Here is a 14429-nt window from a genome sequence, read left to right on the forward strand (position 1 = left end):
TCCCTTAGTCGAATTGAGGTTGGACGGCGGCAGGCATTTCGGACGCTTGGCCCGCGATGGACTTCAACAGGTGATTCAACGGCCGCGTGATACTGCTGGTAATGCTCCATGCCAGCGATGCGCTCACCAGCAGCGCGAACGCCGCCACGACCAGCATGGTCCAATGCGCCTGTGCGACCAGACGGGAGGTGTGGTCCACCACCTCGGTGTTTTGATCGAGCTGAATGCGTTCCAGCCGCAGCAGCACATCGCGCCACCGGCGCAGCAGCGGAAACAACTGCTCCTGCTGCAAGGTACGCGCGCTGGCTACGTCACCGCCGCGCAACTGCTGCAATAGCACGGCCGTCATGCGCGAGACATCGTCATGCAGTTGCGCGGCCTGGTTCAATGCCAGCAATTCTTCAGGCGAGGTGCTGCCGGACTGGCTGAAAGAATCCCTGAGCGCCGCTTCGCTGTTCAGGTAGCGCTGGTCAGCCACATCCAGCGCGGAAGGCTGGTCCTGCTCGTGCAACGGCAGGCGTTGCGTCGCCATTTGTTCGACCAGCAGAAAGCGTTCTGACACCTCGTTCCGCATTTCGGACGCCGAGGCGAATTCGCGTTGATTGACTGCGGCGATCTCCGTCACATGGTGTTCCAGCACCTGCATGCGGTTCAGTGCATAGCCGGCGATGGCTGCCAAAAACAGGATCTGGATACCGAAAGCCAGCAACAGGCGGCGTCCGATCTTGAGCGTAGGGATTTTCATAAACCGTCTCGTTGACTAACACAGACGGCGGGGACAGGGCCGGAGGAAATGGAAGCTCGTAGTGATTAGGAGCTAGAAAATCATAGCACGAATTTCCATGCGGAAATCAATTGCCGTAAAAAAGACGCCAGAACGGTTCAGCAGGCGTGGCGAAATGACCACCGTGCTTGGCGTTCTGGCATGCTTGCCAAAAGAGCCGGCATTAGCGCAGCGCCAGCTCCAGTACCGCCAGCGCCGGCACGGTCATGGCCAGCAGGCGCGCCTTGCTGACGCCATCGCGCGCCTGGACCGACAGGCCATGCAGCAGCGTAGCATAGAGGTCGCCCAGCGCCACCACATCGGTACCGGCCTTCAATTCGCCAGCCTTCAACGCCACGCGCAAACGGTCGATGATGGACTTGGTGCGGGCGCTGCGATGTTCGCTGAGCCAGACCACCACCGCATCATTCTGCAAGCTGCCATTGGTGGCTGCCGACACCACCATGCAGCCCTGCGGCCGGCCACTGCGCGTGTACAGCTGCACCGCCTCGCGCAACATGCGTTCGATGGCGCCGCGCACGGTGCTTTCTTCCGCCAGCGCGCGCGTGGCGAAACCGCCCTCGCCTTCCACGTACAGTGCGATCGCTTCGCGGAACAACTCTTCTTTCGATCCAAACGCGGCGTAGATGCGCGCCGACGCAATGCCCAGCGCCGCCACCAGATCGGACATGGCGACACCCTCGTAGCCACGCTCCCAAAAAGCATCCCTGGCCTTTGCCAGCGCCAGTTCGCGGTCGAATTCTCTTGGCCTGCCTGCCATCGCTACCTCAGTAAAAATACCCGGACCGCAAGTATAGCCGCTTCACCGCGCTTGACGATCTGGAAAATTTGCCCTATTCTTTGCCGATCAACAAACAATAGGAGCCGATAAAAATGCGTACCATCAAAGGACCCAGCCTGCACCTCGCCCAATTCAGTGACGCGGTAGCGCCCTTCAACGACCTGCCCTCGATTGCCGCCTGGGCCAGCGACACCGGCTTCAAGGCCTTGCAGCTGCCCGCCTGGGACCAGCGCCTGTTCGACGTTGCCACTGCGGCCGAAAGCCAGACCTACTGCGACGACATCACCGGCATGCTGGCCGACGAAGGCCTGGTGCTGAGCGAACTGACCACCCACATCTTCGGCCAGCTGGTCGCCGTGCATCCCGCCTATGACGCCATGTGCGACAGCTTTGCGCCCGCCGAACTGCACGGCAAGCCGCAGGCGCGTACCGCCTGGGCCATCGAGCGTTTGCTGATGTCGGCCAAGGCCTCGCGCCGTCTCGGCCTGACCGAAATGGGCACGTTCTCCGGCGCGTTTGCCTGGCCTTACCTGTTCCCGTTCCCGCAACGTCCGGCCGGCCTGATCGAAACCGCCTTTGACGAACTGGCCAAACGCTGGCTGCCAGTGCTGAATGCCTGCGACGAACAAGGCGTCAATCTGTGCTACGAAATCCATCCGAGCGAAGACCTGCATGATGGCGTCAGCTTCGACATGTTTTATGACCGCGTCGGCCAGCATGAGCGCTGCAACATGCTGTACGACCCTAGCCACTTCGTGCTGCAGCAGCTGAACTACCTTGATTTCATCGACATCTACAAGGACCGCATCCGCATGTTCCATGTGAAGGATGCCGAGTTCAATCCGAGCGGACGGCAAGGCATCTACGGCGGCTACCAGTCATGGGAAAACCGCGCCGGACGTTTCCGCTCGCTGGGCGACGGCCAGGTCGACTTCAAGGCCATCTTCTCCAAGCTGACCCAGTACGACTACGCCGGCTGGGCCACGCTGGAATGGGAGTGCTGCCTGAAGCACCAGGAAGTCGGCGCCAGGGAAGGCGTGGACTTCATCAACGCCCACATCATCCCCGTCACCGACAAGATCTTCGACGACTTCGCCGGTGCGCCGGTCAACCAGCAGCAGATGCAGCAACTGCTTGGCATCGCCTGATGCCGCCAACCGATCTGACAAGGAACACCATGCAACAAGCACTCGCAGTAAACGACCAGCCAGACACCAGCTTCACGCACGACTACGTACGCATCAACGGCCAGCGCATTCATTGCGTCAGCGCCGGTAGCGGCCGGCCCGTGCTGCTGATACCCGGCTGGCCGCAAACCTGGTACACCTGGCGTCACATCATGCGCGCGCTGGCCGCACGCGGCTATCTGGCAATTGCCGTCGACCCGCCCGGCACCGGCCATTCCGACCGCCCGGCCGGCGGCTACGACACCGGCGCGATTGCCAGCGCGCTGCACCAGACCATGCTGCAGCTGGGCCACGCCAGCTACGACGTGGTCGGCCACGACATCGGCATGTGGGTAGGTTATGCGCTGGCCAGCGACCATCCGGGCGTGGTGGGCCGGCTGGCGCTGACCGAGGCCGTGATTCCCGGCCTGGCGCCGGCGCCGCCGATCTTCGTCGCGCCGGAGGACAACATCTTCCTGTGGCACTTCATGTTCAACCAGGTCCACGACCTGCCCGAAGCGCTGACGGCCGGCAAGGAGCGCGAGTACATCGGTTTCATGCTGGACAAATGGTCCTACCGCCGCGACCGCGTTGCCGCCGAGGTCTACACGGAAGCCTACGCCACCCCGGGCGCGCTGCGTGCGGGCTTCGCCTACTACCGGGCGATTCCCGAGACGATCCGCCAGAACCTGCTGCGCGCCGAGTCGGCATTGACCATGCCGGTGCTGGCCATCGGCGCCGAACACGCGACCAAAGACGCGCCACTGCAGACCATGCAGGGCCGCGCCACCAACCTGCGCGGCGTGATGATCGCCGACTCGGGCCACTTCGTGATGGAAGAAAATCCCGACGACTTCCTGGCGCACCTGCTACCGTTCCTCGACCAGCGCTGACGGTAGCGCGCAGGATCTCTGCGCCCTGCCGCAAACCACCTGCTGCGTTCATGCTGCACTTTTACAAAAATCTTTGTTTTTAGATAGCAATATTGCCAAAAACGAAGTATTGTTGTGTTTGCACATGAGCGCTACAGAAGACGTATGCCGCGCCGCTCTCAACCAGCGCGGCGTACAATAAGAACAACCCACGTGTTGTGCAGAGCGACAGGAATTTTTATTGCCTGTTGTTAATGGCTGTGTGTAAGACTACAATCGGGAAATTCACTCTGTCAGTGTCATTTTGTGGAACTTGTTCATATGTCTTTTTTGTCCTCTGCCTCGCCTAAGCTAGCGCCATGGAAAGTCCTGTTGGTCGACGATGAACCGGACATTCACGACATCACAAAACTGACCCTGAGCCGCTTCCGCCTCGATGGCCGCGCGCTGAGCTTTGTGCATGCCTACAGCGGCGCCGAAGCCAAGGAGGTACTGGCGCGCGAAACCGACATCGCGCTGGTGTTCCTCGACGTCGTGATGGAAAAGGAAGACAGCGGCCTGGAAGTGGCACGCTGGATGCGCGAAGACCTGGACAACCAGTTCACCCGCATCGTGCTGCGCACCGGCCAGCCCGGCCAGGCGCCGGAAGAACGCGTGATCGTCAACTACGACATCAACGACTACAAAGAAAAAACCGAACTCGATCGCACCAAGCTGTTCACCACCACCTTCGCTGCCCTACGCGCCTACCGCGACATCATGAAGGTGGAGGAAGCGCGCCGCGCGCAACTGAATTACCGTGAGGGCCTGGAGCGCGTGATCGCCGCCTCCTCCCATATCTTCCAGCAACGCAATCTGAAAGACTTCGCCAATGGCTTGCTGCAGCAGGTCGTGGCGCTGCTGCGCCTGGAACACAGCATGCTGCTGCGCCTGCGCGGCGCCACCGCCATCAGCGGCGAAAACGATTACGAAATCCTGGCCCAGATCGGCGACGAGGACGGCACCCTGCTGTCACCGGACGTACTGGCCCAGCTGGACGCCGCCAAGAGCAACAAGATCTCGCGCGTGCAGGGTGACACCTACATCGGCTATTTCCCCAACAGCAGCGGCAAGGCCTCGTTGCTGGTGCTCAAGGGTGTGGAAGAAATCTCGGAGATCGACACCAAGCTGCTGGAAGTATTCTGCTCCGGCGTCGCCATCGCTTTCGACAACATCCTGCTCAACCAGGAAATCACCGATACCCAGGCCGAACTGATCCTGCGTCTCGGCGATGTGGTGGAATCGCGCTCCAACGAAGCGGGCAACCACGTGCGCCGCATGTCGGAAGTGTGCCATCTGCTGGCGCGCGAAGCGGGCCTGCCGGAAGACGAAGTGGCGGTACTGCGCCACGCCGCACCGATGCACGATATCGGCAAGATCGCCACGCCGGACGCTGTGCTGCTCAAGCCCGGCAAGCTGGATGCGGCCGAGTGGGAAATCATGAAGCAGCACCCGGCGGTCGGCCTGTCCATCCTGGACGGCTCGCAACGCCCTATCCTGAAAGCGGCTGCCGTGATCGCCCACCAGCATCACGAGAAATACGACGGCAGCGGCTATCCACAAGGCCTGAAAGGCGAAGACATCCACCTGTACGCGCGCATCGTGGCCGTGGCCGACGTGTTCGACGCGCTGATGCACAAGCGCTGCTACAAGGAAGCCTGGCCGATCGAAAAAGTCATCGAGCATCTGCGCGAAGTGGCCGGCCATCACCTCGATCCGGTGTACGTCGATCTGCTGGTCAAGAACATCGATCAAGCGCTGGCCATCAACGAGCGCCTGCCCGACTGACGTCGTTCCCGCGAAAGCGGGATGACAGCGGCGCGTCGAATAAGCATATTAGCAATTGTTAGTAGGCGCGGGATTTCCTTGCTCGTAAGATCGTAGTCTGTCTCCAGACTCCGCAAGGAAATCACGATGCCCCATCACGTTCTCCCTCATTTGCCGTTGCGCCGCAGCGTGCTGGCCTGCGCGCTGCTGCTGGCTGCACTGCCCGCCGCCGAAGCGCAAACTACCACCGGCGACGCCGCTGCCGCCCTCGACCAGGTCACCATCGTCGGTTCCCGCGCCCGCAACCGCACCGTGTTTGACAGCGCTGTCCCGATCGACCGCTTCGGCGCGCGCGAAGTGGAGAACGCCTTGTCCAGCGGCGAAGTCGGTGCGGCCTTGCAGGCGCTGGCGCCCTCCATCAACTTCCCGCGCATCGAATCAAGCGGTGCGTCGGACTCGGTACGCGGCGTGCAACTGCGCGGCCTGGCGCCGGATCAGGTGCTGGTGCTCATCAACGGCAAGCGCCGCCACGCCAGCGCCGTGCTGGACACGGAAAGCAGCTTTGCCGGCACGGTGCCGGTGGACGTCAACGCGATCCCCCCAGGCGCCATCGACCACATCGAGATTCTGCGCGACGGCGCCGGTGCGCAGTACGGCAGCGACGCGGTGGCAGGCGTCATCAACATCGTGCTCAAGCAGCAGCGTACTGGCGGTACGGCTTCGGTCAGCTACGGCGCCAACCACACGGACTTCAAACCGACCAACGAGAAGAAAACGGACGGTCAGACCAAAATCGTCAACGCCGACTACGGCGTACCGCTCGGCGATGCCGGCTTCCTGCGCTTTGGCGCCGAGAGCCGCAGCCGCAACCCGACGCAGCGCGCAGGCTATAGCGACGCCGGCTGGACCTCATGGAATGCGACGCCGGCCGACCTCGCGCTCGACGGCAAGGTGGTCTTCAAATCCGGCGACGCGCAGCAGCACAACGGCTATGCGTTCTACAACGCCCTGCTGCCATTGGCCGACGGCGTGGACGCCTATTCCTTCGCCACCGTCAACCAGCGCAAGTCGGATGGCAGCGCCTACTTCCGCTATCCGGGCGATCCATCGAATGTGCTGTCGCTGTACCCGCAGGGCTACCGCCCCGTCACCCACGGCGACCAGAGCGATGTGAGCGTCGTCGCCGGTGTGCGCCTGGCCAGCGCGGGCTGGAACTGGGACATCAGCGCCCGCCACGGCAGCAACATCTTCCACTACAACGTCAGCGATTCAGCCAACGCCTCGCTGGGCGCGCAAAGCCCGACCAGCTTCCACCTGGCCACGTTCGACTATCGCCAGAACGCGCTGAACGCCGACCTCACACGCGAGCTGGATCTGGGCGTGCCGGTCAACCTGGCGCTCGGTGCGGAGTACATCCGCGAGACTTATACCAGCGCACCGGGCGACGCCGCCTCGTATGCCGCCGGTCCGTTCACCGATGCGCCGCCAGGCGCGCAAGCCGGGCCGGGCCTGCGTCCACAGGACGCGTTCGACGGCAGCCGCAATGTACGCTCCGTGTATGCCGACATTGAAAGCGACATCAGCAAACAGCTGCTGCTGGGCGCCGCCGCGCGTTATTCGGACTACAGCGATTTCGGCAACGCCAGCACCGGCAAGCTGTCCGCACGCTACAAATTCAGCGAACAGTTCCTGCTGCGTGGCTCGGTCTCGAACAGCTTCCGCGCACCGGCACTGGTGCAGACCGGATTCCGCTTCTCCACGCTCAACTTCAACAGCGATGGCAGCGGCCTGCAAACGGCGTCGCTGCTGCCGGCCAGCGACCCGTTGGCGCGCGCGTTTGGCGCACAGGCGCTGAAGCCGGAGAAGTCGACCAACATCTCGCTCGGTCTGGCCTGGCGTCCGCAGCGCAACACCAGCTTCACGCTGGACGGCTACCGCATCAAGATCAAGGACCGCATCACGCGCACCAGCGATCTGCAAAGCGACGCCGCCACCGCCTACCTGGCCAGCATCGGCCGCAACGATATCCAGTCGGTGGCCTACCTCGCCAATCTGCTCGACACCACCACCAGCGGCCTGGATGCGGTGCTGAATCACGACCTGCCATTCGCTGGCGGCAAGCTGGACCTGAACGCCGCGCTCAATCTGAACCACACGCGCATCGACCAGGTGCACCAAAGCTCGGCGGCGCTGGCCAGGATCGACCCCACGCTGACGGTGCTTACCGACACCAGCCTGTTCCGCATCCGCAATGCCTCGCCCAGGAACAAGCTGGTGCTCAGCGCCGACTGGCAATCCGCGCAATGGGGTCTGCAGGCACGCGCCACGCGCTTTGGCCCGCTCAAGGATTTTTCGTATGACGATACGGCGGAAGTCATCGACGGCGTGCACGCCCAGCGCTTCGGCGCCGTGTGGACGCTGGACCTGGAGGCGCAGTACAAGATCAGCAAACAGCTGACGCTGTCGGCCGGCGGCGACAACCTCCTCGACCGCTACCCGCAGCGCGTACGCGAAACCAACAACGCCACTTACGGCGGCGCCCTGCCCTACAACTTCATCAACCCGATCGGCGTGAATGGCGCATACTTCTACGGCCGCCTGCGCTACACCTTCTGACCTCAAGGACACCATGAAAAAACTCTTCACCGCCCTGTGCCTCAGCGCCGCCCTTGCCACGCTGGCCGCGCCTGCCTTCGCCGCCAAGAACGCGCTGGTGCTGCAAACCGACTTCGGCACCTCCGACGGCGCCGTCTCCGCCATGCGTGGCGTGGCCTACGGCGTCGATCCGGGCCTGACGGTAGCCGACCTGACCCACAATATTCCCGACTACGATATCTGGGTCGGCGGCTATCGCCTGTTTCAGACCGCGAATTACTGGCCGCAGGGGACCGTGTTTGTTTCCGTGATCGATCCGGGCGTGGGCACCACGCGCAAATCGGTGGTGCTGAAGACCAAGGCCGGCCGCTACTTCGTCGGCCCCGACAATGGCCAGTTCACGCTGATCGCCGAACGCGATGGCGTGGCCGAGCTGCGCGAGATCGATGAATCGGTCAACCGCCTGGCCGGCTCCGGCGAGTCCTACACCTTTCACGGCCGCGACGTGTATGCGTATGTGGGCGCGCGCCTGGCCTCGGGCGCCATCAGCTATGAACAGGTTGGTCCAGCACTACCGGCCGACTCGGTGGTCAGGATCGCGTATCAGAAAGCGGTGCGCAATGGCGACACCATCCGCGGCATCATCCCGGTGCTGGACGTCAAATACGGCAACGTCTGGACCAATATTCCCAAGTCGCTGTTTGAAGAACTGAAGATCGGCGTGCACGACAAAGTGCAGGTCCGCATTCTACACAAAGGCAAACAGGTCAACAAAGTAGTAGCGCCGTTCGAGCACACCTTTGGCGGCGTGGCCAAAGGCCAGCCGCTGGTGTACCTGAACAGCCTGCTCGACGTTGCCGTGGCCATCAGCCAGGGCAACTACGCCGCCAAATACAAGATCGACTCCGGCGTCGACTGGGAAGTCGAAATCAGCAAAGCAAAGCCGTAATCACTTGCGTTTGATTTTGGGGAAGCGCAGCTTGTAGTGCAACCCCATGCCCGGCGCGCTGACCACCTTGACGGTGCCGCCCAGCGCGCCCGTCACCAGGTTGTACAGGATGTGTGCGCCCAGTCCGCTGCCGCCCGAACCGCGCTTGGTGGTGAAGAAGGGATCGAACAGCTGCGCCAGCGTGGCGCTGTCCATGCCAACGCCATCATCGCTGTAATCGAACTCGACGACATCACCATCGACCTTGCCGGTAATTTTGATCTTGCCGGACTGCCCCTCCTCAAACCCGTGCACCAGCGAGTTGACCACCATATTGGTGACGATCTGTGAAATGGCGCCCGGGAAGCTGGCCATGTTGATCTGGTCGTCGCAGTGGATTTCCACATCGATCGGCTTGCCCTTGAGCTTGGGCTGCAGGGACAGCAGCACCTCGTCCAGGTATTTGCGCAGGTTGAAGCTGCGGATATCGTCCGAGGACTGGTCCACCGCCACCTGTTTGAAGCTACGCACCAGCGCCGCAGCCCGCTGGGTGTTGGTGGTCATGATCTTGAGCGACTGGTCGATGATGTCGAAGAACTGGTTCAGGCCATCCTCATCCAGCGTGCCACCGGCCAGGTCCTGGCGCGTCAGTTTCAGCTCCTCCACCAGGTGGCTGGTGGCGGTGACGCAAATCCCCAGCGGCGTATTGATCTCGTGCGCCACGCCGGCCACCAGGCGGCCCAGCGAGGCCAGCTTTTCCTGGCGGACCAGTTCGCCCTGCGCATCCTTGAGCGAGGTCAGCGCATTTTCCAGTGCGGCATTCTGCTGTTCCAGCGTTTCCTTGGCCACGCGGATCTGGCGGTCGGCCTGCATGCGCGCAATCGCCACCGCGACGTGGCTGGCCATGAAGGCCAGGATATCGAGATCGGCCTGTGTATATTGCACCGTGTCGTCATAGCTCTGCACGATGATCACGCCGTAGGCCTGGTCACCCAGCAGCATCGGCGCGCCCATCCAGCTGGAGATCTCGACGTTGCCCAGCGGGTGTTCCATCTCGCCGCTGTCCACCAGCGCCTGGAAACCGGCGCGGTCCAGCAGCATGGCCTGCTTGCGCTGCAAAATGTACGAGGACATGCCCTTGCCGTAGTCAAAGCGTTTGACCGGCGCGTGGTCATCCTTTTCGTCGACAAAATAGGGAATGCTGACTTCCTGCGTATCCGGATGGTACAAGGCCATGAGGAAGTTCTTGGCCGGCACCAGTTCGCTGATGATCTGGTGCAGACGCATATTGAGGCGGCTGCCGCCGGTGGCGGTGGCCGACAGGTTGGCCAGCTCATACAGCGCGCGCTGGATGTTTTCGGCGCGGCGGCGCTCGGCCACTTCGTGTTGCAGCTGGGCGGTCCGTTCCTGCACGGCGCGTTCCAGACGGTCCATGCTCTGCAAGCCCTGCAGCGCGCTGGAGACGTGGTTGGCAATCGATGCAAACAGCGCCTGGTCTTCGTCGCTGAAGGTGTGCTCCCTGTCGTAGCTTTGTATGACCACGGCGCCCAGCACCTGGTGATTGTGGTCGAACAAGGGGCAGCCCATCCAGTGCTCGGCAACCGTACCGATGCCAAATTCGGCATTGTCCTCGCGTTTGGAGCGATGCTCAGCCGCCGTCATGACGATGCGCTGGCGGCTCAGTATCACGGCGGCGGTTGGCGATTCGCCAGCGATCAGTTCAAACAATTCGTCGCGCGGCGGCGGATCATCCACCTCGTCAACGAAATACACAAAGCGCACCTTGTTGGCCGGGCCTTGCTGATCGCTCAGCGCGACGAAAAAGTTCGCCGCGTACATGATACGGCCCAGTGCCGCATGCACGGCCTGGAGGAATTCACTGATATCGGTACAACTGCTGGATTTCTGCCCGATTTCGAGCAGCACGGTTTGAACGGCTTCGAGCCGGGAGAGACGACTTTCCATCGGTTTTCCTATGTTATGACCATGTGGTACATGCGCATAGGAAATACTAGCAGAGCCAGGCGGCGCGAGCCACCTGGCTGGCGCGCAAAAAACGCGGTTACATCAACTTATGCGGCATCCGAAGCTTTTTGCTTGCGGCGTGCCAAGGCGCCCACCAGACCCAGGCCACCCAGCAGCATGCCATAGGTGGCAGGCTCAGGGACGGCCGTTACCGCTGCCGAACCGGTATAGCTTGATACCGCATTCGACAGTACAGTACCGCTCACCAGCAGGAAATAGTGACCTGCGGCCAGCGGACCCGAGGTCAGCTCCCACACATCGGTTTTGCCGGTCGAGGTCTGGGTACCCTTGAGTACCAGGCCATCCGCGTTGAACAGTGCCAGACCTAGAATGTCCAGACCGCTGTTGGCGTCTTTGGCGTTGGAGAACAAATCGGCATAGATCGAGCTGCCGGCGCCAACGTTAAAGGTGTAACGCTCGGCGAAGCTGTTGCCGGCGTTGTTGTTTGCGAAGGTATGACCGAAGTAGTCACCACCCACGGCCAATGGCAGCGCGGTATCCGGGTTGCTGACATCCGCCGCCATGGCGACATTGGCCACCATGGCCGCGCCGGCGATCACCACTGCACTTACGATGCGTTTTGCTGTTTTCATGAAACCTCCTTGGGTAAAAAAAAACGGTGTAAAAAATACACCGTGCGAGGAGGTTTCAATGTAGCAGTCGAGCGTCAAAAATCAGGGCACGCACGATTGAGTGTTACATTCACTTACACGTTTATTTAACGAAATTTTTATGTAATTCAATAACAATAGCTTTCAAGCATATAGTTTCTTCAAGGTTTCTTGTAGCTGCTATCTATCCATGCGGACGCGCTGCTTACGCTTAGTTTAAAGGTGGGGGCGACACGTACTTTTGCAAGCTCTTCGCCGTACTGATCGAAGGCGCTCAGGGTCGCGTAAGGGTCATCTTCGTCGGGCGTAATGTCCAGGCAAACCTTGACCGGGCCATCGTCCGTTCCCACTGTGACGTTCTTGTGCAGCTGAGCGTGCAGTTGCTGCTCGTGGCGGCGGATCACCTCGTTGGCGGTCTTGACCAGGGTATTGAAAGCGTTGACGTCGAGCGGCTTGGGATTTTTCTTGTCGCGGCCCATGGTCCACGGCCCGACCAGCGCCGGTTCCGGTTCGCCGTCCTTGATCATGGCGACAGCCCAGCCATCATCGTCTTCGTTTTTAATCACGCGCGCGGTCCAGCCATTGCCTTGCCACAGGCGATCACCTTGCACCAGGGCGCCGTCATCTGCATCGGGGTACTCAATACTCATACTTATGGTCGTGTCGAAAGAAAAGTGGGGGTGAAATAATAAGCGGCTCGCACCGTAACAACAATAGGAACCCGGCAATCATGCACAAGATTCTTTCCGCCCTGCTCGCCGCCCTGAGCGCCAATGTTATCGCCCAGGATGATGTACAGGTGTATGGCCGGCTCAACGTCGGCCTGGAACGCCTGCAAAACGATGGCACGCCCGTCGCGCGGCTCAGCAATTACCGCTCGGTGCTGGGCTTTCGCGGCAGCGAAGACCTGGGCGGCGGTACCCGCATCCTGTTCCAGATCGAAGGCACGCTGTCGCCCGATACGGGCGCCGGCAGCCCGGCCGCGCGCGATACCCGGCTCGGCATCGAAGGCGCTGCCGGGACGCTGTTCGCCGGTAACTGGGTCACGCCCTACAACGGCGCCACTGCCAGCCTCGACCCGTACTACCCGACCACCGCCGGCTACATGAGCATCATGGGCAACGGCGCCGGCGCCACCGTCAGCAACACCAGTGACACCGCGTCCTTCGACCGCCGCCAGCAAAACAGCGTGCATTACTGGACGCCACTGTGGCATGGATTGCAGTTGCGCGTCGCCCACGGCCTCAGCGAGGAGCGCCCGGCCAGCGGCGCCCACCCATCGCTGAGCTCGGCGGCGCTGATCTACGAACAAGGCGCCTGGTATGCCAGCGCCGCCTATGAGCAACATCACGCCTACCAGGGTCCCGGTCTGAATGACAGCGGCGCCAAGCTGGCCGCCGCCTACCGCTATGGCGACACGCGGGTGGCGCTGATCGCCGAACGGCTGCGCTACGAAACGGCAGGCGGCACGCTGGCGCGCAACGATGTCTACGCCGCCCTGACGCAGCAGATCGGCCGCCACGGCATCAAGCTCGGCATTGGCCATGCGGGCAATGGCAGCGGCAGCGCGGCGGACGGCGTCACCGTCGGCTTTGTGCGCAAGGGAGCGGCGACCGGCGCCACCCACTACACGGCAGGCTATGACTACACCCTGTCCAGACGTAGCGCGCTGTTTGTGTATTACAGCCATCTGTCGAATCGGCGCAACGGTGTGGTGGATTTCGCCATCAACAGCCTGGGCGTGCAGCCCGGCGCCACGCTCAAGGGCGTAGCGCTGGGCGTACGGCACAATTTCTGAACCCGATGTCACACATCCACGTTAAAAGACACACTTACCGACGAAACGTTCTAATTCGCAATTTGTATTGCCTCTTAGTCATTTGTATTATTAATTTGCAATCAGCAATTTCCAGTGGCTAATAAAAAGGGGAACACGATGACCATGAGCAAATTCCTGCTGGGCATGAGCCTGGCCAGCGCAGTTTTCGGCGCTCACGCCAGCGTGAGTTATAACGCCACCGGCGGCATGACCTCGGCCCAGCCCGTGACCGCCACCGTCACTTTTGATAGCGGCCTGCCGGGCGGCTTTGCCACCTACGACAACCCGGCAGCAGTCATTGCCTATCCCGGCAACTCCGGCTACGCTGCCGAGCCGCCAGGCGATCTGACCGCGTTCTTCTCGGTCGGCACCACGCACGGCCAGCCATCGTCTTCCAGCGTCACGTTCGGCGGCTATGGCGTAAGCTACTTTGGTTTCTTCATGGGCTCGCCCGACAATTACAATTCCGTCGACCTGTATGCCGGCGCCACCCATCTGGCCACCATCACCGGTGCGCAAATGGCGGCCGCAGCCACCGTCTCGCCGGACGGCAACCAGGGCGTCGGCTTCTACATGAACATCTTCAGCAGCACCGCCATCACCAAGGTGACCTTCTCGTCCACCCAGGATGCGTTCGAGTCGGACAACCATTCCTATATTGCGGCCGTACCTGAACCGGAAACCTATGCCATGCTGCTGGCCGGCCTCGGCCTGGTGGCAGCGGTCGCGCGCCGCCGCAAAGCATAAGCTTCCCGTTCCAACGCAAAAGCCCGCAACGCATGCGGGCTTTTTTATTTCCTGTTGTGAGACCTCAGCAGGTCATGCAAGGTCGCCGCTCCGTGATCGGCGGCTTCAGCGGTGTGATGCGCGGGTCGATGGCCGGCTCCGGCACCTGGTATGTAAACGGCGTGATGATAATAGGCGGTATCGTCGGCGGCGCCGATGGCGGGCCTTTCGGTCCTCCGCCAGAGAGGCGCCGGGCGCTGCATTGGCGCCTCGTTCGTTTGCATACCGAGGGAATCGATTGCCCCTCGCTCATTGC

Annotated in this window: 12 protein-coding genes; 7 read left to right on the forward strand and 5 right to left on the reverse strand. The window is 61.8% G+C overall.

Annotated elements, in window-relative coordinates; translation table 11 throughout:
* Positions 1 to 4: 4 nt before the first annotated feature.
* Both GTP58_RS10145 and GTP58_RS10150 read right to left on the reverse strand, forming a co-directional pair.
* Positions 5 to 745: a hypothetical protein gene (locus GTP58_RS10145; protein ID WP_161077434.1), complete on the reverse strand. Its 741-nt coding sequence runs from the start codon at positions 743 to 745 to the stop codon at positions 5 to 7.
* A gap of 202 nt (positions 746 to 947) precedes the next feature.
* Positions 948 to 1544, reverse strand: coding sequence for a TetR/AcrR family transcriptional regulator (locus tag GTP58_RS10150; RefSeq protein ID WP_161077435.1), 597 nt, complete (start codon positions 1542 to 1544; stop codon positions 948 to 950).
* Between the two features lie 113 nt (positions 1545 to 1657).
* Between GTP58_RS10150 and GTP58_RS10155 the strand changes: the two genes are divergently transcribed.
* From GTP58_RS10155 to GTP58_RS10175, 5 genes are all read left to right on the forward strand, one after another.
* Positions 1658 to 2713 (forward strand): sugar phosphate isomerase/epimerase, encoded by a 1056-nt coding sequence (locus GTP58_RS10155; protein WP_161077436.1) that lies wholly within the window; start codon positions 1658 to 1660, stop codon positions 2711 to 2713.
* 29 nt (positions 2714 to 2742) lie between these two features.
* Positions 2743 to 3624 (forward strand): alpha/beta fold hydrolase, encoded by an 882-nt coding sequence (locus GTP58_RS10160; protein WP_161077437.1) that lies wholly within the window; start codon positions 2743 to 2745, stop codon positions 3622 to 3624.
* A 300-nt stretch (positions 3625 to 3924) separates the two neighbouring features.
* A complete protein-coding gene (locus tag GTP58_RS10165) occupies positions 3925 to 5430 on the forward strand; it encodes a response regulator (protein ID WP_072786965.1) in 1506 nt (501 codons plus the stop codon).
* 126 nt (positions 5431 to 5556) lie between these two features.
* Positions 5557 to 8025 carry a TonB-dependent siderophore receptor gene (locus tag GTP58_RS10170; protein WP_161077438.1) on the forward strand — a complete coding sequence of 823 codons (2469 nt, stop codon included), beginning with the start codon at positions 5557 to 5559 and terminating at the stop codon, positions 8023 to 8025.
* A 13-nt stretch (positions 8026 to 8038) separates the two neighbouring features.
* Positions 8039 to 8953: an S-adenosyl-l-methionine hydroxide adenosyltransferase family protein gene (locus GTP58_RS10175; protein ID WP_161077439.1), complete on the forward strand. Its 915-nt coding sequence runs from the start codon at positions 8039 to 8041 to the stop codon at positions 8951 to 8953.
* On the opposite strand, the gene GTP58_RS10180 is transcribed toward GTP58_RS10175, so the two are convergent.
* The 3 genes from GTP58_RS10180 to GTP58_RS10190 form a co-directional block, all read right to left on the reverse strand.
* A complete protein-coding gene (locus tag GTP58_RS10180; RefSeq protein ID WP_161077440.1) occupies positions 8954 to 10897 on the reverse strand; it encodes a GAF domain-containing sensor histidine kinase in 1944 nt (647 codons plus the stop codon).
* Positions 10898 to 11004: 107 nt separating this feature from the next.
* The gene (locus tag GTP58_RS10185; RefSeq protein ID WP_202413625.1) at positions 11005 to 11550 is read right to left on the reverse strand and encodes an FxDxF family PEP-CTERM protein; all 546 of its coding nucleotides are present in this window, start codon (positions 11548 to 11550) and stop codon (positions 11005 to 11007) included.
* A gap of 179 nt (positions 11551 to 11729) precedes the next feature.
* On the reverse strand, positions 11730 to 12218 hold the full coding sequence (locus tag GTP58_RS10190; RefSeq protein WP_161077441.1) for a hypothetical protein: 489 nt from the start codon (positions 12216 to 12218) through the stop codon (positions 11730 to 11732).
* 80 nt (positions 12219 to 12298) lie between these two features.
* Between GTP58_RS10190 and GTP58_RS10195 the strand changes: the two genes are divergently transcribed.
* On the forward strand, positions 12299 to 13366 hold the full coding sequence (locus GTP58_RS10195; protein ID WP_161077442.1) for a porin: 1068 nt from the start codon (positions 12299 to 12301) through the stop codon (positions 13364 to 13366).
* A gap of 138 nt (positions 13367 to 13504) precedes the next feature.
* Positions 13505 to 14134 (forward strand): PEP-CTERM sorting domain-containing protein, encoded by a 630-nt coding sequence (locus tag GTP58_RS10200; protein ID WP_161077443.1) that lies wholly within the window; start codon positions 13505 to 13507, stop codon positions 14132 to 14134.
* The last annotated feature ends 295 nt before the right edge of the window (positions 14135 to 14429 follow it).

The sequence above is a fragment of the Duganella sp. CY15W genome, assembly GCF_009857555.1.
GTDB classification, from domain to species: Bacteria; Pseudomonadota; Gammaproteobacteria; order Burkholderiales; family Burkholderiaceae_D; genus Rugamonas; species Rugamonas sacchari.

Bases quoted from the DNA above. Each gene is read 5' to 3' on its own strand.
- GTP58_RS10145 (WP_161077434.1), bottom strand. From the start codon at position 745: ATGAAAATCCCTACGCTCAAGATCGGACGCCGCCTGTTGCTGGCTTTC.
- GTP58_RS10165 (WP_072786965.1), top strand. From the start codon at position 3,925: ATGTCTTTTTTGTCCTCTGCCTCGCCTAAGCTAGCGCCATGGAAAGTC.
- GTP58_RS10150 (WP_161077435.1), bottom strand. From the start codon at position 1,544: ATGGCAGGCAGGCCAAGAGAATTCGACCGCGAACTGGCGCTGGCAAAG.
- GTP58_RS10195 (WP_161077442.1), top strand. From the start codon at position 12,299: ATGCACAAGATTCTTTCCGCCCTGCTCGCCGCCCTGAGCGCCAATGTT.
- GTP58_RS10185 (WP_202413625.1), bottom strand. From the start codon at position 11,550: ATGAAAACAGCAAAACGCATCGTAAGTGCAGTGGTGATCGCCGGCGCG.
- GTP58_RS10160 (WP_161077437.1), top strand. From the start codon at position 2,743: ATGCAACAAGCACTCGCAGTAAACGACCAGCCAGACACCAGCTTCACG.
- GTP58_RS10170 (WP_161077438.1), top strand. From the start codon at position 5,557: ATGCCCCATCACGTTCTCCCTCATTTGCCGTTGCGCCGCAGCGTGCTG.
- GTP58_RS10175 (WP_161077439.1), top strand. From the start codon at position 8,039: ATGAAAAAACTCTTCACCGCCCTGTGCCTCAGCGCCGCCCTTGCCACG.
- GTP58_RS10190 (WP_161077441.1), bottom strand. From the start codon at position 12,218: ATGAGTATTGAGTACCCCGATGCAGATGACGGCGCCCTGGTGCAAGGT.
- GTP58_RS10180 (WP_161077440.1), bottom strand. From the start codon at position 10,897: ATGGAAAGTCGTCTCTCCCGGCTCGAAGCCGTTCAAACCGTGCTGCTC.
- GTP58_RS10155 (WP_161077436.1), top strand. From the start codon at position 1,658: ATGCGTACCATCAAAGGACCCAGCCTGCACCTCGCCCAATTCAGTGAC.
- GTP58_RS10200 (WP_161077443.1), top strand. From the start codon at position 13,505: ATGACCATGAGCAAATTCCTGCTGGGCATGAGCCTGGCCAGCGCAGTT.